This window comes from Pseudarthrobacter sp. PvP004 (assembly GCF_017876035.1).
Lineage (GTDB): Bacteria > Actinomycetota > Actinomycetes > Actinomycetales > Micrococcaceae > Arthrobacter > Arthrobacter aurescens_A.
Genome location: NZ_JAGINL010000001.1, coordinates 4390030 through 4416674 on the forward strand (window position 1 = coordinate 4390030; position 26645 = coordinate 4416674).

The 26645-nt window shown below is 62.1% G+C and carries 26 protein-coding genes; 14 read left to right on the forward strand and 12 right to left on the reverse strand.

The window, feature by feature from the left end:
* Nucleotides 1-116 precede the first annotated feature (116 nt).
* The 4 genes from J3A64_RS20045 to J3A64_RS20060 are packed head-to-tail and all read right to left on the reverse strand — an operon-like array spanning nucleotide 117 to nucleotide 2347.
* A complete protein-coding gene (locus J3A64_RS20045) occupies nucleotides 117-878 on the reverse strand; it encodes an ABC transporter permease (protein ID WP_011776454.1) in 762 nt (253 codons plus the stop codon).
* Nucleotides 875-1654 carry an ABC transporter ATP-binding protein gene (locus J3A64_RS20050; protein WP_011776453.1) on the reverse strand — a complete coding sequence of 260 codons (780 nt, stop codon included), beginning with the start codon at nucleotides 1652-1654 and terminating at the stop codon, nucleotides 875-877. The genes J3A64_RS20045 and J3A64_RS20050 overlap by 4 nt, the downstream gene beginning before the upstream one ends.
* Nucleotides 1651-2016, reverse strand: coding sequence for a DUF1048 domain-containing protein (locus J3A64_RS20055; protein ID WP_011776452.1), 366 nt, complete (start codon nucleotides 2014-2016; stop codon nucleotides 1651-1653). The genes J3A64_RS20050 and J3A64_RS20055 overlap by 4 nt, the downstream gene beginning before the upstream one ends.
* 1 nt (nucleotide 2017) lies before the next feature.
* Nucleotides 2018-2347, reverse strand: a complete 330-nt coding sequence (locus tag J3A64_RS20060; RefSeq protein WP_011776451.1) for a PadR family transcriptional regulator — start codon at nucleotides 2345-2347, stop codon at nucleotides 2018-2020.
* Between the two features lie 95 nt (nucleotides 2348-2442).
* Between J3A64_RS20060 and J3A64_RS20065 the strand changes: the two genes are divergently transcribed.
* From J3A64_RS20065 to J3A64_RS20075, 3 genes are read left to right on the forward strand one after another with little or no spacing between them, the layout of a single operon-like run.
* On the forward strand, nucleotides 2443-2967 hold the full coding sequence (locus tag J3A64_RS20065; protein ID WP_014923075.1) for a GNAT family N-acetyltransferase: 525 nt from the start codon (nucleotides 2443-2445) through the stop codon (nucleotides 2965-2967).
* A gap of 60 nt (nucleotides 2968-3027) precedes the next feature.
* Nucleotides 3028-3468 (forward strand): MarR family winged helix-turn-helix transcriptional regulator, encoded by a 441-nt coding sequence (locus J3A64_RS20070; protein WP_210065570.1) that lies wholly within the window; start codon nucleotides 3028-3030, stop codon nucleotides 3466-3468.
* 30 nt (nucleotides 3469-3498) lie between these two features.
* Complete coding sequence (locus J3A64_RS20075) at nucleotides 3499-4737, forward strand: MFS transporter (protein WP_011776448.1); 1239 nt, start codon at nucleotides 3499-3501, stop codon at nucleotides 4735-4737.
* 54 nt (nucleotides 4738-4791) lie between these two features.
* On the opposite strand, the gene J3A64_RS20080 is transcribed toward J3A64_RS20075, so the two are convergent.
* From J3A64_RS20080 to J3A64_RS20090, 3 genes are all read right to left on the reverse strand, one after another.
* Complete coding sequence (locus J3A64_RS20080) at nucleotides 4792-6261, reverse strand: sugar porter family MFS transporter (protein ID WP_014923074.1); 1470 nt, start codon at nucleotides 6259-6261, stop codon at nucleotides 4792-4794.
* A 317-nt stretch (nucleotides 6262-6578) separates the two neighbouring features.
* On the reverse strand, nucleotides 6579-7949 hold the full coding sequence (locus J3A64_RS20085; RefSeq protein WP_210065572.1) for a formimidoylglutamate deiminase: 1371 nt from the start codon (nucleotides 7947-7949) through the stop codon (nucleotides 6579-6581).
* Nucleotides 7946-9145, reverse strand: coding sequence for an allantoate amidohydrolase (locus tag J3A64_RS20090; RefSeq protein ID WP_210065573.1), 1200 nt, complete (start codon nucleotides 9143-9145; stop codon nucleotides 7946-7948). Before J3A64_RS20090 ends, J3A64_RS20085 begins: the two co-directional genes overlap by 4 nt.
* Before the next feature lie 188 nt (nucleotides 9146-9333).
* Here J3A64_RS20090 and J3A64_RS20095 point away from each other — a divergent pair, with 188 nt between their 5' ends.
* The 8 genes from J3A64_RS20095 to J3A64_RS20130 all read left to right on the forward strand — a co-directional run bounded on the left by J3A64_RS20095 (nucleotide 9334) and on the right by J3A64_RS20130 (nucleotide 17016).
* Complete coding sequence (locus J3A64_RS20095) at nucleotides 9334-10065, forward strand: IclR family transcriptional regulator (RefSeq protein ID WP_014923071.1); 732 nt, start codon at nucleotides 9334-9336, stop codon at nucleotides 10063-10065.
* The gene (locus tag J3A64_RS20100; RefSeq protein ID WP_210065574.1) at nucleotides 10062-11168 is read left to right on the forward strand and encodes an ABC transporter ATP-binding protein; all 1107 of its coding nucleotides are present in this window, start codon (nucleotides 10062-10064) and stop codon (nucleotides 11166-11168) included. Before J3A64_RS20095 ends, J3A64_RS20100 begins: the two co-directional genes overlap by 4 nt.
* On the forward strand, nucleotides 11165-11815 hold the full coding sequence (locus tag J3A64_RS20105) for an ABC transporter permease (protein ID WP_014923069.1): 651 nt from the start codon (nucleotides 11165-11167) through the stop codon (nucleotides 11813-11815). Before J3A64_RS20100 ends, J3A64_RS20105 begins: the two co-directional genes overlap by 4 nt.
* Entirely contained in the window at nucleotides 11776-12528 is a 753-nt protein-coding gene (locus tag J3A64_RS20110; protein WP_307807217.1) for an ABC transporter permease subunit, read from the forward strand. The genes J3A64_RS20105 and J3A64_RS20110 overlap by 40 nt, the downstream gene beginning before the upstream one ends.
* Before the next feature lie 98 nt (nucleotides 12529-12626).
* Nucleotides 12627-13538, forward strand: coding sequence for an ABC transporter substrate-binding protein (locus J3A64_RS20115; RefSeq protein ID WP_210065575.1), 912 nt, complete (start codon nucleotides 12627-12629; stop codon nucleotides 13536-13538).
* A 44-nt stretch (nucleotides 13539-13582) separates the two neighbouring features.
* Entirely contained in the window at nucleotides 13583-15325 is a 1743-nt protein-coding gene (locus J3A64_RS20120) for a urocanate hydratase (protein WP_210065576.1), read from the forward strand.
* A gap of 2 nt (nucleotides 15326-15327) precedes the next feature.
* Entirely contained in the window at nucleotides 15328-15480 is a 153-nt protein-coding gene (locus J3A64_RS20125) for a hypothetical protein (protein WP_210065577.1), read from the forward strand.
* An 87-nt stretch (nucleotides 15481-15567) separates the two neighbouring features.
* Nucleotides 15568-17016, forward strand: a complete 1449-nt coding sequence (locus J3A64_RS20130) for an aromatic amino acid lyase (protein WP_210065578.1) — start codon at nucleotides 15568-15570, stop codon at nucleotides 17014-17016.
* A gap of 89 nt (nucleotides 17017-17105) precedes the next feature.
* Here the strand turns inward: J3A64_RS20130 and J3A64_RS20135 are convergent, their stop codons facing one another.
* Nucleotides 17106-18758 (reverse strand): MDR family MFS transporter, encoded by a 1653-nt coding sequence (locus J3A64_RS20135; protein ID WP_210065579.1) that lies wholly within the window; start codon nucleotides 18756-18758, stop codon nucleotides 17106-17108.
* A gap of 132 nt (nucleotides 18759-18890) precedes the next feature.
* Nucleotides 18891-19364 carry a ribonuclease E activity regulator RraA gene (gene rraA / locus J3A64_RS20140; RefSeq protein WP_014923063.1) on the reverse strand — a complete coding sequence of 158 codons (474 nt, stop codon included), beginning with the start codon at nucleotides 19362-19364 and terminating at the stop codon, nucleotides 18891-18893.
* A 157-nt stretch (nucleotides 19365-19521) separates the two neighbouring features.
* On the opposite strand from rraA, the gene J3A64_RS20145 reads away from it, so the two are divergent.
* Nucleotides 19522-20826: an MFS transporter gene (locus J3A64_RS20145; RefSeq protein ID WP_011776444.1), complete on the forward strand. Its 1305-nt coding sequence runs from the start codon at nucleotides 19522-19524 to the stop codon at nucleotides 20824-20826.
* 2 nt (nucleotides 20827-20828) lie between these two features.
* On the opposite strand, the gene J3A64_RS20150 is transcribed toward J3A64_RS20145, so the two are convergent.
* The 3 genes from J3A64_RS20150 to J3A64_RS20160 form a co-directional block, all read right to left on the reverse strand.
* Nucleotides 20829-21842, reverse strand: a complete 1014-nt coding sequence (locus J3A64_RS20150) for a VCBS repeat-containing protein (protein WP_210065581.1) — start codon at nucleotides 21840-21842, stop codon at nucleotides 20829-20831.
* A 163-nt stretch (nucleotides 21843-22005) separates the two neighbouring features.
* On the reverse strand, nucleotides 22006-23151 hold the full coding sequence (locus J3A64_RS20155) for an FG-GAP-like repeat-containing protein (RefSeq protein ID WP_210065583.1): 1146 nt from the start codon (nucleotides 23149-23151) through the stop codon (nucleotides 22006-22008).
* A 51-nt stretch (nucleotides 23152-23202) separates the two neighbouring features.
* Complete coding sequence (locus J3A64_RS20160; protein WP_210065585.1) at nucleotides 23203-24330, reverse strand: VCBS repeat-containing protein; 1128 nt, start codon at nucleotides 24328-24330, stop codon at nucleotides 23203-23205.
* Nucleotides 24331-24532: 202 nt separating this feature from the next.
* On the opposite strand from J3A64_RS20160, the gene J3A64_RS20165 reads away from it, so the two are divergent.
* Together J3A64_RS20165 and J3A64_RS20170 are read left to right on the forward strand one after the other, a co-directional pair.
* Nucleotides 24533-25141, forward strand: a complete 609-nt coding sequence (locus J3A64_RS20165; RefSeq protein ID WP_014923058.1) for a TetR/AcrR family transcriptional regulator — start codon at nucleotides 24533-24535, stop codon at nucleotides 25139-25141.
* A gap of 275 nt (nucleotides 25142-25416) precedes the next feature.
* A complete protein-coding gene (locus J3A64_RS20170; protein WP_210065587.1) occupies nucleotides 25417-26607 on the forward strand; it encodes an NADP-dependent malic enzyme in 1191 nt (396 codons plus the stop codon).
* Nucleotides 26608-26645 lie beyond the last annotated feature (38 nt).

Here is a 26645-nt window from a genome sequence, read left to right on the forward strand (position 1 = left end):
CAAATCTGTTCGATAAAGCTATAGCTAATGTCTGACCAATGGCGAATCGGTCTGCATGGCGAAAGCTCCCCCTGCGGAAAGGGGAGCTTAGGCCGTTGATTTGGTCTGGCGAGGCACTACGCGATCTGGCGCTTGTAGGCAGCAGTCGCAAATGCGTAGGAGACGATGAGGATTCCCAAGCACCACGCCAGCGCTACCCAGATGTCGCTGCCCACCGGACGTTGAGCAAAAAGGTCCTGGACGGTATTGACGATGGACGTGACCGGCTGATTTTCAGCAAACCAGCGCACCGGCCCCGGCATGGTTTCCGTCGGGACGAAGGCTGAGCTAATGAACGGCAGGAAGATCAGCGGATAGGAGAACCCGCCTGCGCCGTCCACGGATTTTGCGGAGAGGCCGGCGATGATGGCGATCCAGGTGAGCGCCAGGGTGAACAGCGCCAGGATTCCCGCAACGGCGAGCCAGTCCAGCACGCTGGCGGAGCTGCGGAATCCCATCAGGAGCGCAACCAGCACGATGATCACCAAGGAGAGTCCATTGGCCACCAGGGAGGTCAGTACGTGTGCCCACAAAACCGAGGATCGTGCGATCGGCATGGACTGGAACCGCTCAAAGATGCCACTCTGCATGTCCGTGAACAACCGGACAGCCGTGTACGCGATGCCGGACGCGATGGCGATCAGCATGATGCCCGGGAGCAGGTAATTCACATAGTTCTCGGTATCGGTCCTGATGGCGCCGCCGAACACGTAGACGAACAGCAGCATGAGGGCGATCGGGGTGATCGCTGTGGTGATGATGGTGTCCACGCTGCGGAAAATGTGCCGCATGGACCGCCCCAGCAGAACAGAGGTGTCTGCGAAGAAATGCGTGCTCATGACCTGTCCTTTACTGACTCGTTGTTACCTGTGCCAACCAGGGCCAGGAAGATGTCCTCCAGGCTCGGCTGTTTCTCGACGTATTCGATCTTGGCCGGCGGCAGCAGTTGCTTGAGCTCTGCAAGCGTGCCGCTGGCGATGATGCGGCCCTCATGAAGAATGGCGATGCGGTCCGCGAGCTGCTCGGCCTCGTCGAGGTACTGCGTGGTGAGGAGAACCGTGGTCCCTTCAGTGGCGAGCTTCTTGACGATTTGCCACACTTCAAGGCGGGCTTCGGGGTCCAGACCCGTGGTGGGCTCGTCCAGGAAGATCACCTTCGGATTGCCGATCAGGCTCATGGCGATGTCCAGCCGGCGGCGCATGCCCCCGGAGTAGGTCGCCACCTTGCGGGAACCAGCATCGGTGAGGCTGAACTGTGCCAGCAACTGGTCCGCGATCTGGCCGGGATTCTTGAGGTGGCGCAGCTTCGCCACCAGGATCAGGTTCTCCTTGCCGGTGAGGATTTCGTCCACTGCGGCAAACTGTCCGGTGAGGCTGATGGACTGCCTCACCTGGAGCGACTCGGTGGCTACATCAAAACCCTCGACGGCGGCCGACCCGCCGTCCGCCTTGAGTAGCGTGGACAGGATCTTCACCATGGTGGTCTTGCCCGCGCCATTGGAGCCGAGGAGGGCGAAGATGCTGCCGGATGCCACCTCAAAGTCCACACCCCGGAGTACGTGGAGGTCTTTGTACGATTTCTCGATGCCCTCTACGCGGATTGCTGCAGCGGTCATGATTCCGCCTCCTTCGCTTTATTGATTGCCTTGTTGAGACGCTCGCGTTCTTTGTCGATCCAGCGCTTTCCGCCGTAGGCCTGGGCGAAGCTCTCGGCGAACTCGATGGGGTCTTCGCCCACGATCTCGCTCACGGGCGTTCCGTCGATGGCTGCGCGTTCCCACAGGTCGGCCAGATCCGTGAACATCTGCACCATGGTGTCGCCCTCAGTGACGCCGCCGTAGTACATCAGGTACCGGTTGAAGGCGGTGGCTACCGTGAGGTACGGCTCGGGCAGGGCATCCAGCCGTGCCTTGGCTTGCTTGTACTGCTTCTTCTGTTCGAGCGATCCGGTGACCAGCTCGATCCATTTTGCTGCCATGTTATTTTCCTTCCTTGCGGAGCTGTTCGAGCCGTTCGGACAAGAAGCTCCAGGTGTTCCAGAATTCGTTCAGTTCTTTTTTGCCCTGCGTGTTGAGCGTGTACACCTTGCGGGGCGGCCCTTTTTCGGACGGCCGCTTCTCGACGTCCACCAGCCCTTTTTGTTCGATCCTGACCAGCAGCGCGTACACGGTGCCCTCAGCGATCTCGGTGAAGCCTTGCTCCCGGAGCAGCGTGGTGATTTCGTATCCATACGCTGCCTTTCCGGTCAGGAGGGCCAGGACAATGCCCTCCAATGTGCCTTTGAGCATCTCGGTCATTTGCTTGCCCATCGGACACCTCCTTCACTACTCAGTATTGCTAGCTACCACTACATAGTAGAACTAAGTACCGGTACTTAGCAATACTGAGTTCCGGGATTGTTGAGATGGGCTGGCATGCTGGGTTGGTGACTACTGAATCCGGTGCCGCGCCCGCCCTGCTGACCGCCGCCGTCGAGCGTGGGACCTTAACCCTTCGTCGCGCCCGCAAGGGCGACCTCCCGCGCATCCTCGCGCTGCTCGCGGACGACCAATTGGGTGCCACCCGGGAAAATGCCGACGATCCAGCGCCCTACGAGCGGGCTTTTGACGCGATCGACGGCGACCCGGCGCACCTCTTGGTGGTGGGTGAACTCGACGGTGATGTTGTCGCAACGTTCCAGCTCAGCTATATCCCAGGCCTGTCGCGCAAAGGTTCCTGGCGTGCGCAGATCGAGGCGGTCCGGGTCTCCGAATTGCTGCGGGGCCAGGGTGTCGGGGCGCTCATGATCGGGTGGGCCGTTGAGCAGGCCCGGGAGCGTGGCTGCTCGCTGGTGCAGCTCACCACGGACAAGTCGCGCAGTGCTGCGCGTCGTTTTTACGAGCGCCTGGGTTTCGTTGCGAGTCATGAGGGCATGAAGCTCATGCTCTAGGTGCCATGCCTGCCCCCAATGATTGACATTTAGGTACCCTAACTATTAGGGTACCTAAATATGAGCACCTTTGATCCCCGGTTGTTGGACCTCGCCCAGGAATTTCGCGAGTCACTTCGACTCGGCGTGTACATGTTCCGCCGCCTCGATCCCGAGGGTGAGCTAACCGCCGCGCAGCTCAGCCTGCTGTCCATGATTTCCGACGGCGGCCTCCGAGTGGGCGATATCGCCAAGAACCTGGGAATCAAAGTCCCGAGCGCCACGGAGCAGATCATCAAGCTCGAGCGCGCCTCACTGGTTACGCGCCAGCCTGATCCCGACGATTCGCGGGCCGTCCAGGTGGTCATTACCCAAGCCGGGACGGCCGCCGTCGCGTCCGCCAACCAGCGGCGCAACGCCATGGTGGCCGAGCTGCTTCAGGGCCTCAGCAACCAGGAGATCGAGCAGCTTGCCGCGGCGTTGCCCGTGATCGCGAGGCTCAACAGCTCGTTCCAGAACTAAACAGCAAAAGCACCGACAAGGAGCAAGTGAATGTCACGCCAGTTGGCTGACGCTTCAGCAAGCGCCGAAACAACCATCGAAACCACCCTCCAAGCCGAGAAGGCTTCCCTCCTCAAGCAGCCCAAAGCGGTCTGGGCCACGGCCCTCGCGGCCGTTTTCGCCTTCATGGGCATCGGGCTTGTGGACCCGATTCTTCCCGCAATCGCCAAGAACCTGGAGGCTTCCACCAGCGAAGTGTCGTTGCTGTTCACCAGCTACTTCCTGGTGACGGCAATCGCCATGCTGATCAGTGGGTTCGTGTCCTCGAGGATCGGCGGGAAAAAGACGCTGCTCATCGGCTTGGCCATCATCGTGGTGTTTGCGTCGCTGTCCGGTCTCTCCGGCAGTGTTGAGCAGTTGGTGGGGTTCCGGGCAGGTTGGGGTCTCGGCAACGCCTTATTCGTCGCAACTGCCCTGGCAGTGATCGTCGGCGTGGCCAGCGGCGGTACCGGCACGGCCATCATCCTCTATGAGGCCGCCCTCGGTCTTGGCATCTCGCTCGGCCCCCTGCTCGGTGCCCTGTTGGGAGGCTGGCAATGGCGTGCGCCCTTCTTTGGCACTGCAGTCCTCATGGCCGCGGCCTTCATCGCATTGCTGGCATTGCTCCCCAAAACACCCGCTCCCGCTAAAAAGTCCCGCCTGAGGGATCCGCTCCTTGCGCTTGGCCACAAGGGTCTCCGCACCACCGCTGCCAGCGCACTCTTCTATAACTACGGCTTCTTCACCATCCTCGCCTTCACGCCCTTCATCCTGGGCATGGACGCCTACGGAATCGGGGGAGTGTTCTTCGGCTGGGGTGTTGCTGTTGCCGTCTTCTCGGTGTTCGTCGCCCCTGTACTGCAGAAGCGCTTCGGCGCCGTCAAGGTCCTCACCGGCACGCTGGCCGTCCTCATGCTCGACCTGATGGGGCTGGGACTGGCCGCGGGGCACTCAGTGACAGTCGTCGTCGTGCTTGTCATCGTGGCGGGTGCCCTGCTGGGCATCAACAACACGGTCTATACGGAACTGGCCATGGGTGTTTCTGATTCACCGCGTCCCGTCGCGTCCGCCGGTTACAACTTTGTGCGCTGGATGGGCGGAGCGCTGGCGCCGTTCGCGGCCGCCCAGCTCGGCGAGCACTTTGGCCCGCAGGTGCCGTTCTTCGCCGGCGCAGTGGCCATGGTGATCGCCATCCTGGTTGCTTTCGGCGGACGCAGTTTCCTCACATCGCACGAACCACACTTGGTGTGAACCCAGCCAAATAACAAATGAGCCCCGCGGTAATCCGCGGGGCTCATTGCGTAGTTACTTCGCTTCGTCCGAGGCGACCGGCAGCGGTGCCACCGGAGCACCCTTCGGAACGAACAGGGTTTCGGCCTGTTCCAGTGACATGCCGTTCGTCTCGGGAACCTTGAACATGACAAAGAAGAACGACGCCGCCGCGAATGCCGCGTACATGGCGTACGTCAGTGGCAGCGAGCCTGCCGCCATGATGGGGAAGCTGAGCGTGATGGCAAAGTTCGCGATCCACTGCGCAGCGGCGGCCAGACCAAGGGCCCGGGCGCGGATCCGGGACGGGAAAATCTCGCCCAGCAGCACCCAGACCAGCGGACCCCACGAGGCACCGAAGCTGATCACGAACACGTTCGCTGCGACGAGCGCCACGGGACCCCATGCGCCCGGGAGGCTGATCTCGGAACCCGTGCCAACTGCGGAGGAGAAAGCCAGTGCCATGACGCCGAGCGAGGCGGCCATGCCGATGGAGCCGGTGAGCAGGATGGGGCGGCGGCCAATGCGGTCCACCAAGGCGATGGCCACAAGGGTGACCAGGATGTTGGTGACGGAGGTGGCGACGGAGATCGTCAGTGAGTCCTTTTCCTGGAACCCCACGGCCTTCCACAGCGTGGTGGAGTAGTAGAAGATCACGTTAATGCCAACGAACTGCTGCAACACGGACAGGATGATGCCGATCCAGACCACCGGGAGAAGGCCGAACCTGTTACCGCGCAGCGAGCCCTTCTTTGTGGAGAGCTTTTCCTGCTGGATGGACTCGCGGATCTCGCGGATGTGCCGTTCGATGTCGTCACCCGGGATGAGCTTGTTGAAGATAGTGCGGGCTTGGTCTTCTTTGCCGTTGAGCACCAGGAAATGCGGGGACTCCGGCAGGCGGAAAGCGATCCAGCCATACACGGCAGCCGGCACCGCGCAGGCGATGAACATCCAGCGCCAGGCCTCGATGCCAAACCACAACGTGCCATCGGCGCCACCGGCCGAATTGGCAAGGACCGCGTCGGACAGCAGGGCTGCGAAGATACCCGTGGTGATGGCGAGCTGCTGGAGCGAAGCCAAACGGCCGCGTACGTGCCTGGGGGAGATCTCGGAGATGTAGGCAGGCGCAATCACGGAGGCCAGCCCAATGCCCAAGCCGCCAACGAGGCGCCAGAAGATCAGGTCCCAGACCCCGAAGGCCAGCCCGGTTCCCACCGCACTCACCAGGAAGAGCAGTGCACCGATTTTCATGGCGGGGATGCGTCCGTAACGATCGGCAACTTTGCCGGCCAGGTACGCGCCTGCTGCGCAACCCAGCAACGCGACTGCGACAGCGAAGCCCGTCAGCGCCTCGCTCATGACGAATTCGTCCGCCATCGCATCCACGGCACCGTTGACCACGGAGGAATCGAAGCCGAAGAGGAAGCCGCCCACTGCGCCGGCGACGGCCAAGCCGATCACCTTCCGTGAAACTGGGGCCGCACCTTCGGTGCTGGAACTGGACATGGGTCTCCCTTGGGGAATGGTGTGTGGGATTGCGGTGCGGGACGTCGTCGGCTGTCCGACGGGGACGCCGGTGCACTCGCGCTACACAGTGTGGCACGTCATATCCGCCAAGTTCCAGTCAAGTGACCGACGTGACATGTATTCAGATAGTTAACGCATTGGCTTGCTGTGGAGCGGCTGGGAGTTGACTGAGTAGTCGCCCACCGGTTTCTGTGGCGCAGAACGCGCCTTTTGGCTCAACAAGTTGAACGCAAAGCACGACGGCGGACCTTGCCTTGAGAGGGTAAGTTCAAGCCCCGCCGTCGGTAGCTTCGACGCTAGGAGAACTCCTTGAAGGCCTCGGTCAGAAGGGCTCCCGGAACGCCGAGACGCGTATGCACCCCGTTCGAGGCAATCAGCTCTCCACCGATGACCACATGCGTAACATCGCTCGCCGTCGCACTGAATGCCAGCTGCATGGGCCGGGACCCTGCGGTCCGGGTAGAGGAAGGGTTGATGACCATGAAATCGCAAACCCCGCCCACCTGCAGGGCCTGAGGAGCTATGGGCGTGGCCATGGAGTGCGCTGCTCCTTCCGTGGCCGCCTGCAGCAGTTCTTCCGGGGAGAACCTTCCCCGTTGCCCGGAGCCAAGCCTTTCCCCGTGTTCCAAGGTGCGCATTTCGAGCCATGGATCAATCACCGCGTGCTGGTCAGTGCCAAGCGCAATGGTGGCTCCGGATTCGAAAAGTTCCCGGGCGGGCCCGATCCCGTCGGCGAGATCGGCCTCCGTAGTGGGACACATCACCACAGTGGCTGATGCTCTGCCCAACAAAGAGATGTCGTCCTGGGTCAGGTGCGTGGAATGGACGGCCGAGAGTCTGGGAGACAGGAGGCCGTAGCGTGCCAAAAGACCGGCAGGGGTTGTGCCGTACGCCTTCTCGCAGGCTTGGTTCTCGGCGGGTTGTTCGCTCAAGTGGATGTGAAGGGGAATGTCCCGGGGAAGCTTTTTGGCAACAATCTCCAGGGCCTCTTCCGGCACGGCTCTGACGGAATGCAAGGCAGCCCCGACTCCCACCGCCTCGGACGGAAACTCCTCTGCTATCGCGTCCCGAAGGGAAGCCAACCGGTCCAGCCAGGCCATGGCGTCCGCATCCCCGAACCGTGCTTGATCGGGGCTGAGGGGCGTACCAATTCCGCCCGTCAGATACAACGTGTCCAGAAGCGTGAGTCGGATACCTGCGGACATGGCTGCCCGGGCAAGGGCCAGTTCCATGGCATGCGGCTCCGCATAGGGCGCACCCTCGGGTTGGTGATGGACGTAGTGGAATTCGGCCACGCTGCTGAATCCGCTCACAACCATCTCGGCAAACACGGCCGTCGCCAGTTTCTGGTATTTCTCCGGAGTCAGCTCGGACGCGCTTTGGTACATTTGCTCTCGCCACACCCAGAAATCTCCGCGTCCATCATGGGTTCTTCCGCGAAGGATCCTATGGAAGGCGTGCGAGTGGGCGTTGGCAGCCGCGGGGAACGCGACGCCCACCAGCATCTCATCGCCGTGTTCGGGCTGGACGCCTGTGTGAATAGTGGAGATTCGTCCATTGATGGTTTCCACACGCACTCCGGTGGCAACCTCCGGAACACTTCGCCCGTCGTCGCCCGGGGTGCCGTTGCTTGCGATGACCGCGGTCTCGCACCAGAAGGACTTCACAGTAGTCCCTCCAGAACATCAGCCAACGCGACGGCGCCCGCGGAGGCATCCTCGTCGGCTACGTATTCCTCCGGCGAATGCGAGATGCCGCTGGGGTTGCGGACAAAGACCATTGCGGAGGGAACGTAGCCGGCCAGTACACCGGCATCATGCCCGGCGCCCGTTGCCAGAACAGGCGCGCCCGGCAGTAGTTCGGTGATGCGTCGGCTCAGGCCGGCATCGAAGTGGACTGTGTCGCTGTAGGACTCTTCCGTGAGGGTCGCGGTGCAGCCTTCCCCGGCTGCGACATCCTGGGCTGCGCGGTATATCGCTTCGATGAGTTGTGCGGTCACGGCGTCATCCGGGTGGCGGGCGTCCAGCCAAAGATCAACGCGGGAAGCGATGACATTGGTTCCGCCCGGAACGGGAGTCAATCGGCCGACGGTCGCTCTCGCATCCTGCTGCTTGGCCGCCGTGTCGCGAATGGCGAGGACGATCTGCGCGGCAGCCACCATTGGATCTGCGCGGTCTCCCATCAACGTGGTGCCAGCATGGTTTCCTTGGCCGCTGACGCTGATTTTCCAACGGCCGTGCCCCAGTATTGAGCTCCCTACCGCGATGGCTGGACCATCCTGCCCCAGTCCCTTGCCTTGTTCGACGTGCAGTTCAACAAAGTCGCCGATCCGGGCCATGGCCTCCGGATCCGGGCCGATGTGACGGGGATCCAGGCCGTTGGCACTAGCGATGTCGGCAAAGGTGTCGCCGTTGATGTCCCGCAGATTGAGAGCCTTCTCGACGCTTATCGCACCCGTGAGGAGCCGCGACCCCAGGCAAGCGACGCCAAAGCGTGAACCTTCTTCCTCAGGAAAGACGGTGACTGCCAATGATCTGGGTGGCTGGACCCCTCGGGTCTTGAGAATATCGACGGCGGCCAGTGCGGAGGCGACTCCGAGGGGCCCATCGAAAGCCCCGCCGCCGGGTACTGAATCCAGGTGGCTCCCGGTGACAAGGGCGCCGTCGTGTGGCGTGCCCCACCAGGCCCAGATGATTCCGTTCCTGTCCGTTTGGACCTCGAGGCCGCGTTGCTGGGCCTGCTCAATGAACCACTGCCTGAGGTCGCGTTCGGGTGTTGTATAGACGGCCCTGGAGTAGCCTCCACGCACCGCATCGCGGCCCACGTCCTGGATTGAGGCCAAGAGCTGATTGACGGTTTCCACGTTTTCCTCCGATTGAAGACTGCCACCAAGTAAAAACCAGATGCCACCACATGACAAGGGTTGGCAGGACTATTTACATGGCCGAAACATGCACGCCCGTTTGGGCGGCCTCAGGCGTCACGCAACTGGGCTTTCCTCGCAATGTTCGAAAAAACTCTTGCCATTTGATGAAAATTGATTTTTACTAAGTGGCAAGACATGGTGATGTGGACCACTTGAAAGCAGGTCAGGCAGTGGCAGCGGATTCTTCCACCCGAACGGTCGAGAGGGCTCTGGCCCTCCTTAGTGCAGTCTGCACTGACGGTTCCATCAGCCTGAGTGACGCAGCGCGTGTGGTCGATCTCTCTGCCAGTACCGCGCTCCGCCTCCTTCGTACCCTCGAGGGCAGCGGATTCGTGACGCGGGACCCGGGGGGCAATTTCCGCCCGGGAGCCAGTGTCATTCAGTTGGGAGCCCTGGCATTGGGACAGGAATCCTTGGTATCGCTTTGCACACCGCACATGAAGCAGCTTGTGGCCGATACGGGCGAGTCCTGCTACTTGAGCATTCCCGGTCCTGGGGAAACCGGAATCTACATCGCCATCGTCGAAGGTACCCGCTCTGTCCGGCACACCAGTTGGGTCGGTCGGAGCATCCCACTGGAGGGCTCCGCGGCCGGCAAGGTGCTGACCGGCGGGCAGAACGGCCGCGGTTACGCCATTGTGCGGAGCGGCGTTGAAGACGACATCACGGCCGTCGCCGCACCCATTGTGATCGGCGGCCGAACCGTGGCAGCCCTCAGCATCGTGGTGCCCAGCTACCGCTTGGACGAGGCGAAGGCCCAGACATTTGGCGAGGAACTGGTGAAAGTTGCCAACAACATCCTCGTGGAACCCAACGGAAACCATGAAGTGCCCCAGGAAAGCATGGAAAAGAAATGATCAAATTTGAAAATGTCACCAAGGCGTACCCTGACGGTACGGTGGCAGTCGACGGCCTCAACCTGGAGGCTCCCACCGGAAAGCTGACCATCCTTGTTGGCCCCTCCGGCTGCGGCAAGACCACCTCCCTGAGGATGATCAACCGCCTCATCGAACCCACCAGCGGCACCATCTACCTGGACGATCAGCCCACTTCCGGCATGGACGCAGCGTTGCTCCGCCGCCGGATCGGCTACGTGATCCAGCACGCCGGACTCTTCCCGCACAAAACCATCGTGGACAACGTCTCCACCATGCCTGTCCTGCTCGGTGAGAGCCGTCAAAAGGCCCGGACCAAAGCCCTCGAACTGATGGAACGCGTGGGACTCCCGGCGAGCTTCGCCAAGCGATACCCGTGGCAGCTTTCCGGTGGCCAGCAGCAGCGCGTCGGCGTGGCCCGGGCCCTGGCCTCGGACCCCGCGTTCATGCTGATGGACGAGCCGTTCAGTGCCGTAGACCCGGTGGTAAGGGCGCAGCTGCAGGAGGAGTTTCTCCGCCTGCAGCGTGAGATCGGCAAGACCATCATCATGGTCACCCATGACATCGACGAAGCCCTCAAGCTCGGCGACCAGGTGGCCGTGATGCGCGTGGGCGGCAAACTCGCCCAAATGGCTTCTCCCTCCGAACTGCTCACGGCTCCGGCGGACGAGTTTGTGGCCGATTTTGTAGGCCGTGACCGCGGGTACCGCTCGCTCGGATTTACGAAAACAGCCGGTGCGGTGGCTATCGGAGAAGAAGCTGTGGTTCAGCTTGGCGCTTCCGCGGATGAGGCTCGCGCAAAGGCGCTGGGTGCCTGGGTGCTGGTAGTCGACGGCGGCAGGAAGCCTCTCGGATGGGCTCAGCCGGAGCTTCTCAACGGTGAGGTGAAGCGCGAAAACCTGAATCTGAGTGGAATCCCGGCCGCGGCTTCGGGGACCATGCGCCAACTGCTCGATGCTGCCCTCTCCTCGCCCAGCCGCCGGGGTGTCGTGGTCAACGAACACGGCGAACTGATGGGCACGGTGACCGCAACGGACGTAGTCAAGGCCATCGAAGCCGAGCCACACTTGGAGACGGCGCGATGAACTTCGAATGGCTGGGCCGCCAGTTTGACAATATTGTCTTCCTGCTCGGCTGGCACGTCCTGTTGGCCGTCACCCCGCTGATCCTTGGCCTGCTGATCGCATTGCCCCTGGGCTGGTGGGCACACCGGAGCCGGCGTATCTACCCACTGCTGGTGGGCGTAGCGGGCTTGCTCTACACAGTCCCGTCCCTGGCGCTGTTCGTGCTGCTCCCGCTGGTCCTGGGTACCAAGATCCTGGACCCGCTCAACATCGTTGCCGCCCTCACCATCTACACAGTGGCCCTCCTGGTCCGTGTGGTGGCGGATGCGCTCGACTCCGTCCCCGAGGACACCGTCCAGGCCGCAAAAGCCATGGGTTACCGCGGCTACCAAAGCCTACTGAAGGTTGAACTTCCCGTCGGTGTTCCGGTCATTTGCGCCGGCCTGCGCGTGGCTGCCGTCTCCAATGTGAGTCTCGTGTCCGTGGCTGCGCTGTTGGGCATCCCGCAGCTTGGCTCGCTCTTCACGCAGGGCTTCCAGCTTCGTTTCTACACACCGATCATCGCGGGCATCGTGCTTTGCGTGGTCCTGGCCATGATCCTGGACGGTCTGATCATCCTCATCAACCGGTGGCTGACACCGTGGACCCCCAAGGTGGTGGCATCGTGAACTACTTGTTCGACCCCGCACACTGGAGCGGCGCTGACGGCATCCCCACGCTGATCGCCGAACATCTCCTGTACTCACTCATCGCTTTGGCCATTGCTGCCGTGATTGCCATTCCCCTTGGCATTTACATTGGCGTTACGGGCAAGGGCGTGTTCATGATCGCGGGCCTGGCCAACGCCCTGCGTGCACTTCCCAGTGTTGGCTTGCTGATCCTGTTGGTTCTGCTGATCTCACCTGCGTTCCCTTCCCGGATGGGCTACATCGTGCCCAGCCTCATCGTGCTGGTGCTGCTGGCAGTTCCGCCCATCCTGACCAACACCTATGCCGGCGTTCGCGCGGTGGATGCTGCCGCCGTCGACGCCGCCAAGGGAATGGGCTTCCGCACCATGAAGATCCTTACGGACGTCCAGCTTCCTTGTTCACTTCCGCTGGTTTTGTCCGGTGTCCGCAGCGCGCTGCTGCAAATCATCTCGACGGCCACCATCGCCGCTTACATTTCGCTCGGCGGTCTGGGCCGTCTCCTGATCGATGGCAAGGCTCAGAACGACTACGGCCAAATGGTTGCGGGTGCCGTTCTCGTTGCCCTGCTGGCCCTGTTCTTCGACCAGCTTCTCGCCTTCATCACGCGCCGCGTTGTCTCACCAGGACTGACTCGCCGCACCATCAAGTCGGCTCCCGCGGCCGAACCCGTGAAGACCCCCGTCACGGTCTAAGCATCATCCAGCGCCGGCATTCGGCGCAGAATTCACCTCCCACCCACCCCCCATCTGGCCGCTGCATGCCCTGCAGCGCCCATTCCAGGAGAGTTGACATGAAGAAGTACCTCACCGGTTTCACCCTGGCGGCCGTTGCTGCCATCACCCTGAGCGCCTGCGGCGGCGGGGACCCCATGAGCACCTCCAACACTGCGGCAGGTGCCTCGGGCGACAGCATCATCGTTGGTTCCGCGGACTTCCCGGAGAGCCAACTGATCGCCAAGATCTACGCCGAGGCGCTCAAAGCCAAGGGCGTCGAGGTTACCGAAAAGCCAAGCATCGGCAGCCGCGAGGTCACCATCCCCGCCCTCAAGGACGGTTCCATTGACCTCATGCCCGAGTACGGCGGAGCGCTCCTGCAATACCTCGACTCCGCCACCAAGGCAGTTTCTTCCGAGGACGTTGCTAAGGAACTGACCACCAAGATCCCGGCCGGCCTGACGGTCCTGACCGCTTCCGAAGCAGAGGATAAGGATGTCCTGACCGTCAAGAAGGACATCGCCGATCAGTACAACCTGAAGACCATCGAGGACCTCCAGCCTGTTGCCAAGGACTTGGTCCTCGGCGGCCCGCCGGAGTGGAAGACCCGCCTCAACGGCGTGGCCGGCCTGAAGTCCGTCTACAACCTTGAGTTCAAGGAATTTTCAGCGCTCGACGCCGGTGGGCCGCTCACGCTGAACGCCCTCCTTTCCGGTCAGGTACAGGTAGCGGATCTCTTCAGCACGGATCCCGCGCTGGCCGAGAACAACCTCGTAGCCCTTGAAGACAACAAGAACCTCTTCCTCTCCGAGAACATCGTTCCTGTCATCAACGAGAAGAAGTCCACGGACACCGTGAAGGAAACGCTGGACAAGGTCTCTGCTGCGCTCACCACGGAGGACTTGATCAAGATGAACGGACGTGTGGCCAAGTTCGAGGACATCGGCGAAATCGCCAAGGAATGGCTCAAGACCAAGAACCTGGGCTAAATCCCTGCTGGTTCATTTAGCTGTTTGCTTTAGAGGAGTAAAGAATGACTGCCGATTTCACTTCTGGTGCCCGTCCGGTTAAGGCCGCGCGGGGCACTGAGCTTACTGCCAAGTCGTGGCAGACCGAGGCGCCGTTGCGCATGTTGATGAATAACTTGGATCCGGAGGTTGCTGAGCGTCCTGATGATCTGGTGGTTTACGGCGGTACGGGTCGCGCTGCGCGTTCCTGGGCTGCGTTTGATGCGATTACCCGGACGTTGGAGACCATGGAGAAGGACGAAACCCTCCTGGTGCAGTCGGGTAAGCCGGTGGGTGTGTTCCGCACGAATGAGTGGGCTCCCCGGGTGTTGTTGGCGAACTCGAACCTGGTGGGGGATTGGGCGACGTGGCCTGAGTTCCGCCGGCTCGAGGCCGAGGGTTTGATGATGTACGGGCAGATGACGGCGGGGTCCTGGATCTATATCGGTACCCAGGGCATTCTGCAGGGCACGTATGAGACCTTTGCTGCGGTGGGGAACAAGCTGGCCGCGGAGGGACGCCACCCGGCACCCGCTTCGGAGGGTTCCACGGAAGGGCCTTTGGCCGGGACCTTGACGTTGACCGGTGGTTGTGGTGGCATGGGCGGCGCGCAGCCGTTGGCCGTGACGTTGAACGACGGTGCGTGCTTGATTGTTGATGTTGATGAGTCCCGCCTGCGTCGGCGTGTGGGGAAGCGGTACTTGGACGAGGTCGAAACCGATCTGGATGCCGCGATCGCGAAGGTTCAGGCCGCGAAGGATGAGCGTCGTGGCTGGTCCGTCGGGTACGTGGGTAACGCCGCTGAGGTGTTCCCCGAGTTGCTGGCCCGGCACCAGGCCGGGGAGGTTACGTTTGATGTGGTCACGGACCAGACCTCCGCGCACGATCCGTTGTCGTATTTGCCGGAGGGCATCACGGTGGCTGAGTGGCATACCGAGGCCGAAGCTGATCCGGAAGGGTTCACGAAGAAGGCCCAGGCGTCCATGGCCCGGCAGGTCCAGGCGATGGTGGAGTTCCAGGACGCCGGGGCCGAGGTCTTTGATTACGGTAACTCGATCCGGGATGAGGCCCGCAAGGGCGGGTATGACCGGGCGTTTGAGTTCCCCGGTTTCGTGCCGGCCTATATTCGTCCGTTGTTCTGCGAGGGCTTGGGTCCGTTCCGTTGGGTCGCGCTTTCCGGGGACCCGGAAGACATTGCTGTGACGGACAAGGCGATCAAGGAGTTGTTCCCGGAGAACACGCACCTGCACAAGTGGTTGGATGCTGCGGCCGAACGGGTGGAGTTCGAAGGCCTGCCGGCACGTATTTGCTGGCTCGGGTACGGCGAGCGCCATAAGGCCGGGCTGTTGTTTAACCAGCTCGTCGCTGAGGGCAAGGTCAAGGCTCCGATCGTGATCGGCCGTGACCACCTGGATTCGGGTTCGGTGGCGTCCCCGTACCGGGAGACCGAGTCGATGAAGGACGGCTCTGATGCGGTTGCTGACTGGCCGCTGCTGAACGCGCTGACCGCTGCATCTTCGGGTGCTACCTGGGTGTCCATCCACCACGGCGGTGGTGTTGGTATTGGCCGGTCCATCCACACTGGCCAGGTTTCCGTCGCTGACGGCACCGACCTCGCCGCGGAAAAGCTCGAACGGCTGTTGACCAATGACCCCGGCATGGGCGTCATCCGCCACGCCGACGCCGGCTACGACCGCGCCCTCGAAGTCGCCAACGAACGAGGCGTCCGCATCCCCATGAACGAGGGCTCCCTGAAAGCAAGCCAATGAGCGTGTCCACCAGCACCGCACGGGCGCACGCCTCAACAGACCCCGATTCGTCGGCAGTCAAGATGGAGCGGCCGGACTCGGTCCCGCAGGAACGGATTCCGGTCCGGCCCCCCAAGGTTTGGAATCCCGTCCGTATTGCGCCTGAAACCGACTAGCTGGCAGGTGTGGTGGTTGTCGAACAGCCACCACACCTGCCAGCCATTGGCGAGTACAACGTCGGCCCCGGATGAAAGGATCGCTCAATGATTGAGATCGACGGCCGGAACCTGGCCTTGGCAGATATTGCAGCCGTTGCCGACGGCGCTTCAGTTCACCTCTCACCTGGTGCGTTGATTCGTATGGCCGCCTCGCAGGAGTCAGCCGTTGCGACAGCCTCAAAGCGGCCCGTCTACGGCCGTTCAACCGGAGTTGGCGCGAATCGGACCGTGGCTTTGGCCGAGGTCGGCGGGAGTGACACCCACGGGCTCAAACTGTTGCGGAGCCATGCCGTCGATGCTGGCAGGCCGCTGGATCGCCGGACAGTCCGCGCAATGATGGTGGTCAGGCTGTCACAGTTGGCAGCCGGTGGATCGGGGATCGACCCCGGCATCGCAGCGGCCCTCTCTGACCTGATCAACGCGAATGTCGTCCCTGAAATCCGGGAGTTCGGCGGCATCGGCACGGCGGATCTGCAGGCCCTGGCCGGTACTGCGCTCACGATGCTCGGGGAGCGCGAGCCCTTGGGCGGGGGAGGGGCTCGACGCAGCGTGGACGGTTGGGCCACCGCGGACGCCCTGCCCTTCATCAGTTCCAGCGCGCTGACCATTGCGCAAGCTGTTCTTGCTCATCAGGAATTGTCGGGTCTCTTGAAAAACGCAGAGTCGGTGGCCGCGTTGTCCTTCGTGGCGATGTCCGGCAATGCGGAGGCGCTCAGCCCGGCGGTGGCTGCGGCGGCGGATACTCCTGCCGTGGCAGAAGCTGCGAACACCTTCCATGGCTTGGTTCAGGGAAGCGGTGAGCCCTCGCGGATTCAGGACCCCTACTGCTTGCGGACCCTGCCACAGATCTTCGGATCCCAGGCAGAGGAGCTGCAGGCTCTGGGCGCTTTGTTGAGCCGTCTGGTGACAGCCGGCAACGAGAATCCACTGGTCCATGGGTCGGCGTCCGATGGCTTGCACGACGTTGCGCACCACGGGCTTTTCCAGATGACCAACCTGGCCCGCCGCGTGGATACCTTGCAGCTGGCTATAGGTGCAGCCTGCGCGACGCATCTTCGAAGGATCGATCTCCTCTGCGACCCCACCTACACCGGCTTGCATCCCTTCCTGGCTGAAGATGGGACAGGACAGTCCGGCGTCATGATGCTGGAGTACGTGGCTGCTGCCGCGGTGGGGCGGATCCGCGCCAATGGGCAACCGGCAAGCTTGCAGACAGTCGTGTTGTCGTTGGGCGCGGAGGAAGACGCAAGCTTCGCCAGCCTGGCCACGGCCCAGTTGCAGTCCACCGTCGAAGCCTTGGCGACTGTCACCGCCGTCGAACTTGTTTGTGCCTCGCGCGCCCTGCGATTGCAGGGCCGGCGGCCCGAAGAGTTAGGCAGCACCAGGTTGCGCGCCATGCTGGAGGCCGGCCTGACGTTGCCGTACGACGTCACTGACCGCGACCTGCGTGGCGACCTCGAGCAAGCACAGCAGCTGGTTCGGGCTTCGCACTAAAGTCCGTGCAACAGCACAAGAACGGCAGGCGGTCCGAAGGCCGCCTGCCGTTCCTGGGTGTTGCGTGAACTAAAGCCCGACGCGTGAATCTAGTGCGCCGGGACCGATTCCTTGGCTGCTGCCTGGGGATCCGTGAGCTTCTTGTTGGGCAACGCGAAGCTGATCAGGAATGCAATGAGCATCAGCCCCGCAGCCGTGAGCATGACGATGTCGATTGCCTGGGCGAAGCCCTCTGTGATCGGCCTGGTGAGCGTGCTGTTGGCCGTGTGAAGCCAGCTGGTGTCGTTCAGGGACTCGTTGTTGGCGCCGTTCTTGAAGAAGTCGAAGAGCTTGGCGTTTGCGGGATCGGAAGCCACAGCCGGGTCCTTCATGACTGCTTGGTAATCCGGGCTGGAGGCAGCAGTTTTCATGCCCTCGGCGATCTTGTCGGCCGCCGTGCTGAACAGCATGGAGATGAACACTGCCGTGCCCACCGCTCCGCCCATGGAACGGAAGAACGCAGCAGTAGAGGTGCCGACGCCCATGTCCTTGGGCGGGACGGAAACCTGCATGGCGAGCGTGAGCGGCTGCATGCAGAAGCCCAGTCCGACGCCGAAGAACACTGCTATCAGGCCGGGAACCCACAGTCCGGTATCGACGCCGAGGACGAAGCCCATGACGGTGGCTGCAGCAGCCAGCACAGCCGTACCCATGATCGGGAAGATCCGGTACACGCCTGATGAGGAGATGGTTCGGCCGGCAGAGATCGAGCCGAAGAGGATGCCCACAGTGAAGGTGATCATCATCAGGCCAGCCTCCGTAGGAGTCAGCCCCTTCACGAGTTGCAGGTACATGGGCAGCATTGCAATGGCTCCGAACATGCCGATGCCGATGATGAAGTTCAACAGCGATGACAAACCGAACGTCATGTTCTTGAACAAACGCAACGGAATCAGCGCGTAGTCTCCAGCACGCTTCTCAGCGAGCAGGAATGCCACGATACCGATCACGCCAAGTCCGTAGCAGAGCCAGGATGCGCCCGAGGCCCAGCCCCAGGTGCGGCCCTGTTCTGCAACCAGCAGCAGAGGAACAATCGCCAGGGTGATCGCGGCGGCGCCCCAGTAGTCGATCTTTTGCTTCACGTGCCGCGCCGGAAGGTGTAGGTACATGAAGACCACCACAAGGGCAGCGAGCCCTATGGGGAGGTTGATGAAGAAGACCCAGCGCCAGCCGTCAAAGCCCAGGATGTTGGCCGAGCCTGCGAAGGCACCGCCAATCACCGGACCGAGGACGGAAGAAATACCGAAGACGGACATGAAGTAGCCCTGGTATTTCGCCCTGTCCTTCAGCGCCACGATGTCGCCGATGATGGTCAGCGCCAACGCCAGCAGGCCACCGGCGCCGAGGCCCTGGATGCCGCGGGCAATGGCCAGCTCCGTCATGGAGTGGACTGATCCCGCGTAGAGGGAACCCACCAAAAAGATCACGATCGCCACGAGGTACAGCGGGCGGCGCCCGAAGATGTCACTGAGCTTGCCGTAGAGCGGAGTGCTCACAGTTGAGGTGATGAGATACGCCGTGGTGGCCCACGCTTGCAGCGACAGGCCATCGAGATCGTTGGCGATTGTGTAGATGGACGTGGACACGATGGTCTGGTCCAGCGAGGACAGGAACATGCCGAGCATGAGTCCCACCATGACGGTGAGGGTCTGACGATGGGTCAGGACCTCGCCGGCGGCCCGAACGGGCGCGGTTTTGGACATATCTTCTCCAGAGGTGGCAGAAAAGGGGAATAAGCAGGATAGTTGCTTTCAGTAACTATCTTACTGCCCGGTTGATTCCCGTTGGGAGAATGTTTCTTCCGCTCTTCTTCTAAGACGACGCCCCCGGAAGGACTAGCGCTCTATCAAGATGCCGTCAGCGTCGCAGAAAATCATCACGCCGGGCTGGATCCGGACGCGATCGATCACCAGCTGAACATCTACTTCGCCCACGCCTGTCTTGGCGCTCTTCTTCGGGTTGCTGCCGAGTGCCTTGACGCCCAGGGGCAAGCGGGCGATGGCTTCGCGGTCGCGAATGGCACCGTTGATGACTACGCCAGCCCAGCCGTTGGCTACGGCACTTTCCGCGATCATGTCTCCCATGAGTGCGGTCCTCAGTGACCCCTGCCCATCGATGACCAGAACGGCTCCGTCCCCAGGGGTGCTGAGGACAGTCTTTACCAGCGCGTTGTCCTCGAAGCACCGGATAGTGCGGACTGGCCCGCTGAAGTGTGTATGCCCACCCAGGTTTTGAAACTGGATGGCAATGGATTCCAGTTCCTCGCCGCGGTCGTCGTAAAGATCGGCGGTATTTACTCGCTCACTCACAGTGCTGCTCCTCTATCGCTTTGAGGCCACACTAACGCGCGCGTCGGCGCTGTGGCAGGACATGCTTCGGCCTATGTGGATAAAAAGCCCGACGGCGGTTCAGTGTCGCTCCGCCGCGCTAGGCTGAATCCAAACATTGAATGAGGGGGAACCTGCTATGAGCTTGTCCGATCTACCGGGCCCGGTGCCGGATCCAGCCGTAGTCCGCGGTGGAACCACCACGGCGCTGGCTGAGCCTGTTGCCCGGGTCCGGCCGATCTGGGTCACGGGCGTGGTGCTGGTTAACCTGGGCATCAACGCAGCGTTCTTTGGCCCCCTCCAAGTACTCCTGGGCCTGCAGGCAGCTCACTTTGACGAAGGTCAGAAGGAAGCGATCCTTGCTTTAGTGACGGGCTGCGGTGCAGCCGTTTCCATGGTGGCAAACCCGCTCTTCGGGGCATTCAGTGACCGCACTACGTCCCGGTTTGGCCGCCGTGTTCCCTGGGTCCTGATGGGCGCCGTCCTTGGAGCTGTTGCGCTCGTAGCTTTGGCCGGTGCTCCCAACGTTGCAGCAATGACTTTGCTGTGGTGCCTTGTTCAGGCCGGAGCCAACGCCATGTACGCCGCTATCACGGCCGCTATACCTGACCGTGTCCCGGTTCTTCAGCGCGGAACTGTAGGTGGACTTGCCGCCATGGGGCAGACTGTCGGAATTCTGATCGGAGCCGTGATCGCTGCGGTTGTTGTTGGAAACTTTGCCGCAGGTTACTGGCTGTGCGCAGCAGCCTTGCTCGCCGGCGTCGTGCTTTACCTCTTCAAGAATGACGATCAGCAGCTTCCACCAACAGAACGTCCGCCCTTCAACTTGGCGGACTTCCTCAAAGGCTTCTGGGTTTCGCCTAAACGCTATCCGGATTTCGCGTGGGCTTGGTTGACTCGCCTGCTGGTAAGCACCGGTAACCACATGGTCACGCTCTACTTGTTGTTCTTCCTCAGCGATGCTGTGCGTCTCAAGGAAACTGAGGGAATCGAGCCGTCGTTTGGTGTCCTCATTCTTACCGGGCTGTATGCGGTCTCGGTCATCATCACCAGCGTGCTCGGGGGCAGACTGAGCGACAGGATGGGCAAACGGAAGCCTCTTGTGATCGCTTCGTCGGTCATCATTGCGCTGGCGTCGCTGATTCTTGCCTTTGCACCGACGTGGATTGGCGGGCTCGCCGGTGCGGTGGTACTGGGGATCGGCTTTGGAGCGTATCTCGCCGTTGACTTCGCGCTCATCACGCAGGTCCTTCCAACGGGGATGGACCGCGGCCGGGATCTGGGCGTTATCAACATTGCCAATTCCTTGCCGCAGGTGATCGCCCCCTTGATCGCCTCCCCGTTTGTACTTTTCTGGGGCGGCTACGTCTCGCTGTACGTAGCCGCCGCAGTCATTGGGCTCTTGGGCGCCGTGTTCGTGGTGAAGATCAAGAGCGTGGCTTAGGCCTAAAACACCGCGTTCATGACGTTCCAGCCGCTACCGACAACCGGCTGGCCCTTCCATTTGAAGCCGTAGATGCCCCATGAGCTGAAGCCTGAAGGGTCGGCGAGGTACATTGTCAGCTGACCGTTTGGACTAATGCCGTAAACGTCGTTGTAGCCGTCTCCGTTGAAGTCACCGGCCACCCCAAAGCGACTGAGGACCTCCCAGCCTCTGCCGAGGGTTCCGTCGTAAATGTCGGGATGGCCGTAATCATAGAAATAGCCGTTGCGCGTAGAGGAGCGGGCCTGTAAGTCGCCCCACCAGGTGCGGCTCAGGACGACAGCCTCGGAAGTGCCATAGAAATGCCCCGCTCCGGCAGAATCCAATCCCTGCCAGCCCGTAGTGACCTTGCTCGGTGCCAGCCAACCGCCCCGTCCGTTGCCGGGGTAAAGGAAGACGTTACCCGCAGCATCCTGGGCAAGGATGTCGTTGGTGCCGTCACCGTTGAAGTCGCCGGGTGCGATGAGGTTGACGAACCCCTGCCATCCCTGACCAATCTGGAAGGCTTGTTTCCAAGCCCCGGCGCCATTTCCTTGGTACAGAAAGAGCCGTCCATAGCCATCGCGGCCCATGACGTCTACTGTTCCATCGCCGTCGAAGTCTCCTGGCGAAACCAAGAGGTTGTAAAGGTGCCAGCCGTTACCGATCACTTGCGGTGCCCGCCAGTTGCCTCTGCCGTCAGTGGGGTAGAGCAGCAGACGGCCGGCTGCGTCGCGGGCGAACAGATCGAAGGTGCCATCGCCATCGAAACCCCTTGAGCGCGGGGCTGCTTCAATGGGAAGGCCCTGGGCGGTTTCCTTGCCGGGCACCGCATCTTTTGTGAGGGAGGCCGTAGTGTCCACCGCTTCATCGGCGGCGGAAGCAGGGACAGCCGAGACCAGGAGGCAAGTGGCTAAAGCCGGAGCAGTGATGAGTGCAAGCAGTCGTCGAGGACTGCGGCGGCGCGCAGGCGCGCGAAGGGCAGAGGTGAAGCCCAAGGATTCCCCCAGAGAAATAAGGCGGCACAGAGTTGGCCGAAGAGATCAATTGGGATGACACTACTGCCTGCCGAACCGCTGGCAAATAGCTGGTCCTTTTATTGCGAGAACCCCGTCCGGATCGCTCCGAACGGGGTTCTCAACAACGAACAAGCAAGCCGAGTTAGAACAGGTCCGTGAACCCGCTCCAGCCCCAGCCGACAACAGCGGCTCCAGCCCAGCCGGCGTTGCCGTTGCCGTAGTAGGCGCGCAGTTGGCCTGAGCCGTCCACAGCGAAGACGTCGTGGTGGCCGTCGGCGTTGATGTCGCCGGCGCTGCCGATCTTGCTCATGCCGGTCCAGCCCTGGCCAACAACGGTCATTCCGTTCCAGCCGCCGGAACCGTCGCCACTGTAGAGCCGCAAGAACCCGGAAGAATCGCGAGCCAAGACGTCAACGTTGGTGTCGCCGTCGAAATCGCCGGGGGTGATGATCGCGTTCAGTGCGTTCCAGCCCTGGCCCGCCACGGACCTGGGCAACCATCCGCCCTCACCGTCGCCGGGGTAAAGGTAGAGGATCCCGTTGGCATCGCGGGCCAGGATGTCGTTGGTGCCATCGCTGTTGAAGTCCCCGGGGGCTACCAGCGACGTGAAGATGTTCCAGCCGATGCCCACTCTCTGCGGGCCGTTCCAGCCGCCTGAACCGTTACCGCTGTAGAGGTATAAACCGCCGGACGAGTCCCTGCCCAGGACATCGTTGATGCCGTCGCCGTCGAAGTCGCCAGGGGAGAGCACGGTGGGGAAGATGTTCCAGCCTGCCCCGACGGTCTTCGCTGGTTCCCAAGTGTTCTGAACCCGCGGGTACATGAGCAGCGCGCCGTCGGAACGGCGGGCCAAGAGCTCAAATGCGCCGCGGCCGGTGAATCCATTCGGCCGGTTGGAGGCGGAAATCGGCGCGGTTTCTTCGCTGGCGACTTCCAGGCCTTCGCAGGGATGGTTTGCCACAAGGTGCGCGGCTATGGTTTTACCGCGGTCCTCTTCAGTGAGGACATAGTTGGGCCATGTGGGGTGGTCTGTTGCTACCTCGCCGTCCCGCGTCCAGTAGATGCGGGTATCCGGACCCGATGCCTGCGCGCAGCCCTTGTACGCATAGGGGTCCCAGGTAACCGTGAGCGTGGAACCAACGTATGGCGCGCCGGTAATCACTGGAGGTTCGGGGTCCATGGTGGCCATGGCGGGGGCGGGGGCCAGAACAACTGCCGCAAAGATCGCAGCCCCGATTCCGGCAATTGCCCGGCGCACGCCAGACGCAGGGCGTGATGAAGCAAACATTGTGTCCTCCCCAGACTTTATGCGGTTAATGGTACCGCGTCTGGGATCTTCCTAGAAGATTGCTGTGAACCATCCGAATCCGGCTCCAACAGCTTCGGAACCTCTCCAGCCGGTTTTCCCGTCGCTGTAGTAGGCAATCAGGCGGCCCTGTTGGTCCACACCATAAACATCGGGGAAGCCGTCGCTGTTGAAGTCGCCGGCAGCGCCTACGAATTTGAGGGCGTTCCAGCCGACGCCGATCATCCAGGACCGTGACCAGCCGCCTGCGCCGTTGCCCCCGTAAAAGTACAGGTAGCCGCTGCGGTCGCGCGCCAGGATGTCCACATTTCCGTCGCCGTTGAAGTCGCCGGGCGTCACCATGGAGTCCATGACGTTCCAGCCCGTCCCGACGGCGGTTCGCGCCAACCAGCCCCCGGCACCATTGCCCGGGTAGAGATAGAGGGCTCCGCCGGGTTCCCTGGCGAGGACGTCGTTGTGGCCGTCGCCGTTGAAGTCGCCCGGACTGACGATGGAGTCGAATACGTTCCAACCGTTGCCGATGGACTTGGCGGGCTTCCAACCACCGGCGCCATCTCCACCGAAGAGGTAGAGTCCTCCGACGGAGTCGCGCACCATCATGTCGCTTTTGCCATCACCATCGAAGTCACCGGGGGAGAACACGGTATTGAAGATGTTGAACCCATAACCCACGGTTCGGGCAGGATCCCAGGCGCTGCCATTTCGGCCGTACAGCACCAATGAGCCGTCATTGGCGCGGGTTAAAAGCTCCAAGCTGCGGCCGGTGAAACCAGCCGCCCGGTTCACGGCACCCACCGGCTTGGTTTCGTTGCTGTGCAGGGACTCTCCGCCGCAGGCCGTTTTGCTGGCAGTGACGTGCACTGCCATCCGCGCTCCGGTGTCATCCTGCTCCAGCACGTAACTGCGCGCTGTCTCCCCGGCCACCAGGAAGCCATCCCGGGTCCAGTAGACCGTGAAGTCGGGGCCTTTGCCGCCTCCGCAGCCGTAGAACGTGTACGGGCCGATGTCAGCGGTCAGCTTTTCGCCAACAAACGCTTCGCCGTTGAGGATGGGGTCCGGCCCGTTGCTGGGTGCGGCCGACGCCGGCAGGGGATTAAGTGCCATGGCCGCCGCGGTGACGGTCAGCAGCGCCGCTGCCATCCGGCGTCGTAATGTCCCCATGTGTGTTCCTCCCGGTTGGGTTCCAAGCCTGCATGAAGTGTATGTGGGCGGAACCCTCAGGCGGGAACAGCCTTGGTTCAGGGCGCAGGGCGAGCTCTCAGGAAACGGTCATTTTGCTCCCGTATCATTGATGCGATCGGCCAGCCGCGGTCCTTGACCCAGCCGGCCGTTTCCTTGTCAGCCTGCCAAGAGATCGCCGGAAATGCCCGCATCAAACTCACTGGAACCCTACTCCCTTGACCTGACCACGGGACTGCCCCGTATGGCTGCCGCGCCAACCACCCCGCGGCAGCAGCTGCGCTATGCCCGCATCCTGAAGACCGCCGCCGGCTTTGCCCAGCGACAGTTTGATACCTTGAGTCTTTCCGACGTTGCGGCCCGGGCTGACATCCCGCTCGGCACGCTCTACCGCTACTTTCCCTCCACAGCCCACCTCATGCTGGCCGTCTATCGTCAGCAGCTGCGGGAACTCCGTGATGGTGTCCGGTTGCGTGAAGGCAAAGGGCATGCCCTCGCGGGTTTGATGATGGAAATCTTCCACTTGCGGGTCATGCAGCCGGGCGTAGAGCACTGCCTCATTCGGCCGGCGGGCAAGGACGATGACACTGCCCAGCTGTTGCGAGAAATCGATGCATTGTCCGAGGAAGTGGTTGGTTCGCTGAGCAAGGACTCCGGGAGGGATACCGTCAGGGCCAGGATCTTGTTGCACCTGGTGAGCGGCTTGGTGCAGGCGGTTCGTTGTCGCCGATTGTCGTTGTTCGAGGCAGAGAAGGATCTTAAGAGAGCCTGCACGCTGCTCACGGGTGAGTAGGGAGCCGCTGGTCTAGACCGGAAGGCCCCCAGAACACGTTTTTTGGCATGACGTGAATCACATTTTGGCTTGGTTGAACGTTTTACTCTCGAATCGTCTCTCTTGGTATTGAATCTTGTACCTTCACCGTTTCCCTAGGCTGGAGACACCGAAGCGGCTAGCAGCCCCCTATCTGCAGAAGCAATGCCGGACCAGTCACCCTTGGCCCGCACCAGCAGTTCTGTTCCTGCCCGAAACGTGCCGTGGGTTCACGGCTAGCCTGAGGAGACAAAGACGTGTCCATTGAGACAATTGCAACTGATAACGACGCCCTGGTACTGACCGAAGAAGAGATCTTCGCAGCCCACGAAGGCGGCAAGCTGACCATCTCCAGCACCGTTCCCCTGAACGACAAGCGCGATCTCTCCATCGCCTACACCCCCGGAGTTGCGCAGGTCAGCCGCGCAATCCACGCAAACCCCGAGCTTGCCCGCACGCACACCTGGGCCGAGCGCCTGGTTGTTGTGGTCAGCGATGGCACCGCCGTTCTGGGTCTCGGCAACATTGGCCCGAGCGCCTCCTTGCCGGTTATGGAGGGCAAGTCGGCCCTCTTCAAGTCCTTCGGCGACCTTGATTCCATCCCGCTGGTGCTCAACACCACGGACGTGGACGAAATCATCGAAACCCTGGTCCGCCTCCGCCCGAGCTTCGGCGCCGTGAACCTTGAGGACATCTCGGCTCCGCGTTGCTTCGAACTCGAAGAGCGGCTCATTGAGGCCCTCGACTGCCCCGTCATGCACGATGACCAGCACGGCACCGCCGTAGTGGTTCTCGCAGCCCTGACCAACGCTGCCAAGGTGACACAGCGCGAACTGGCGGGCCTCAAGGTTGTTGTGTCCGGCGCTGGTGCCGCGGGCATTGCCATCGCCGAGATTCTTCTTGCCGTTGGCATCAAGGACGTCATCCTGCTCGACTCCAAGGGTGTAGTCAACGTTGAGCGTGCCGATCTTGCGGCCGATCCCGGCAGCGTCAAGGCTCGCATGGCCCAGCGCACCAACCCCCGCGGCATCACAGGTGGTCCGGGCGAAGGCCTGACGGGTGCCGACGTCTTTGTGGGCGTCTCCTCTTCCAAGCTGGACGAAGAGCACCTGAAGCTCATGAACGATCAGTCGATCGTGTTCGCCCTGTCCAACCCGGACCCGGAAGTTCTGCCCGAGGTTGCCCAGAAGTACGCAGCTGTTGTGGCCACCGGCCGCAGCGACTTCCCGAACCAGATCAACAATGTGTTGGCCTTCCCCGGCATCTTCCGCGGCGCGCTCGATGCCAAGGCCCGCCGCATCACGCCCGCCATGAAGATCGCCGCCGCCAACGCCATCGCTGAACTGGCCGCAGAAGACCTGTCCGCCGACTACATCGTGCCGAGCCCGCTGGACGCCCGCGTCGCGCCGGCCGTCACCGCGGCAGTTGCTGCAGCCGTCACCGAGTAGCGGTTACTAACGCAAGACCGACGACGGCGACGCCTCCC

Coding starts and splice junctions, on each gene's coding strand:
- J3A64_RS20045 (WP_011776454.1), bottom strand. CDS start 878: ATGAGCACGCATTTCTTCGCAGACACCTCTGTTCTGCTGGGGCGGTCC.
- J3A64_RS20050 (WP_011776453.1), bottom strand. CDS start 1,654: ATGACCGCTGCAGCAATCCGCGTAGAGGGCATCGAGAAATCGTACAAA.
- J3A64_RS20055 (WP_011776452.1), bottom strand. CDS start 2,016: ATGGCAGCAAAATGGATCGAGCTGGTCACCGGATCGCTCGAACAGAAG.
- J3A64_RS20060 (WP_011776451.1), bottom strand. CDS start 2,347: ATGGGCAAGCAAATGACCGAGATGCTCAAAGGCACATTGGAGGGCATT.
- J3A64_RS20065 (WP_014923075.1), top strand. CDS start 2,443: ATGGGCTGGCATGCTGGGTTGGTGACTACTGAATCCGGTGCCGCGCCC.
- J3A64_RS20070 (WP_210065570.1), top strand. CDS start 3,028: ATGAGCACCTTTGATCCCCGGTTGTTGGACCTCGCCCAGGAATTTCGC.
- J3A64_RS20075 (WP_011776448.1), top strand. CDS start 3,499: ATGTCACGCCAGTTGGCTGACGCTTCAGCAAGCGCCGAAACAACCATC.
- J3A64_RS20080 (WP_014923074.1), bottom strand. CDS start 6,261: ATGTCCAGTTCCAGCACCGAAGGTGCGGCCCCAGTTTCACGGAAGGTG.
- J3A64_RS20100 (WP_210065574.1), top strand. CDS start 10,062: ATGATCAAATTTGAAAATGTCACCAAGGCGTACCCTGACGGTACGGTG.
- J3A64_RS20105 (WP_014923069.1), top strand. CDS start 11,165: ATGAACTTCGAATGGCTGGGCCGCCAGTTTGACAATATTGTCTTCCTG.
- J3A64_RS20115 (WP_210065575.1), top strand. CDS start 12,627: ATGAAGAAGTACCTCACCGGTTTCACCCTGGCGGCCGTTGCTGCCATC.
- J3A64_RS20120 (WP_210065576.1), top strand. CDS start 13,583: ATGACTGCCGATTTCACTTCTGGTGCCCGTCCGGTTAAGGCCGCGCGG.
- J3A64_RS20130 (WP_210065578.1), top strand. CDS start 15,568: ATGATTGAGATCGACGGCCGGAACCTGGCCTTGGCAGATATTGCAGCC.
- J3A64_RS20135 (WP_210065579.1), bottom strand. CDS start 18,758: ATGTCCAAAACCGCGCCCGTTCGGGCCGCCGGCGAGGTCCTGACCCAT.
- J3A64_RS20145 (WP_011776444.1), top strand. CDS start 19,522: ATGAGCTTGTCCGATCTACCGGGCCCGGTGCCGGATCCAGCCGTAGTC.
- J3A64_RS20155 (WP_210065583.1), bottom strand. CDS start 23,151: ATGTTTGCTTCATCACGCCCTGCGTCTGGCGTGCGCCGGGCAATTGCC.
- J3A64_RS20160 (WP_210065585.1), bottom strand. CDS start 24,330: ATGGGGACATTACGACGCCGGATGGCAGCGGCGCTGCTGACCGTCACC.
- J3A64_RS20165 (WP_014923058.1), top strand. CDS start 24,533: ATGCCCGCATCAAACTCACTGGAACCCTACTCCCTTGACCTGACCACG.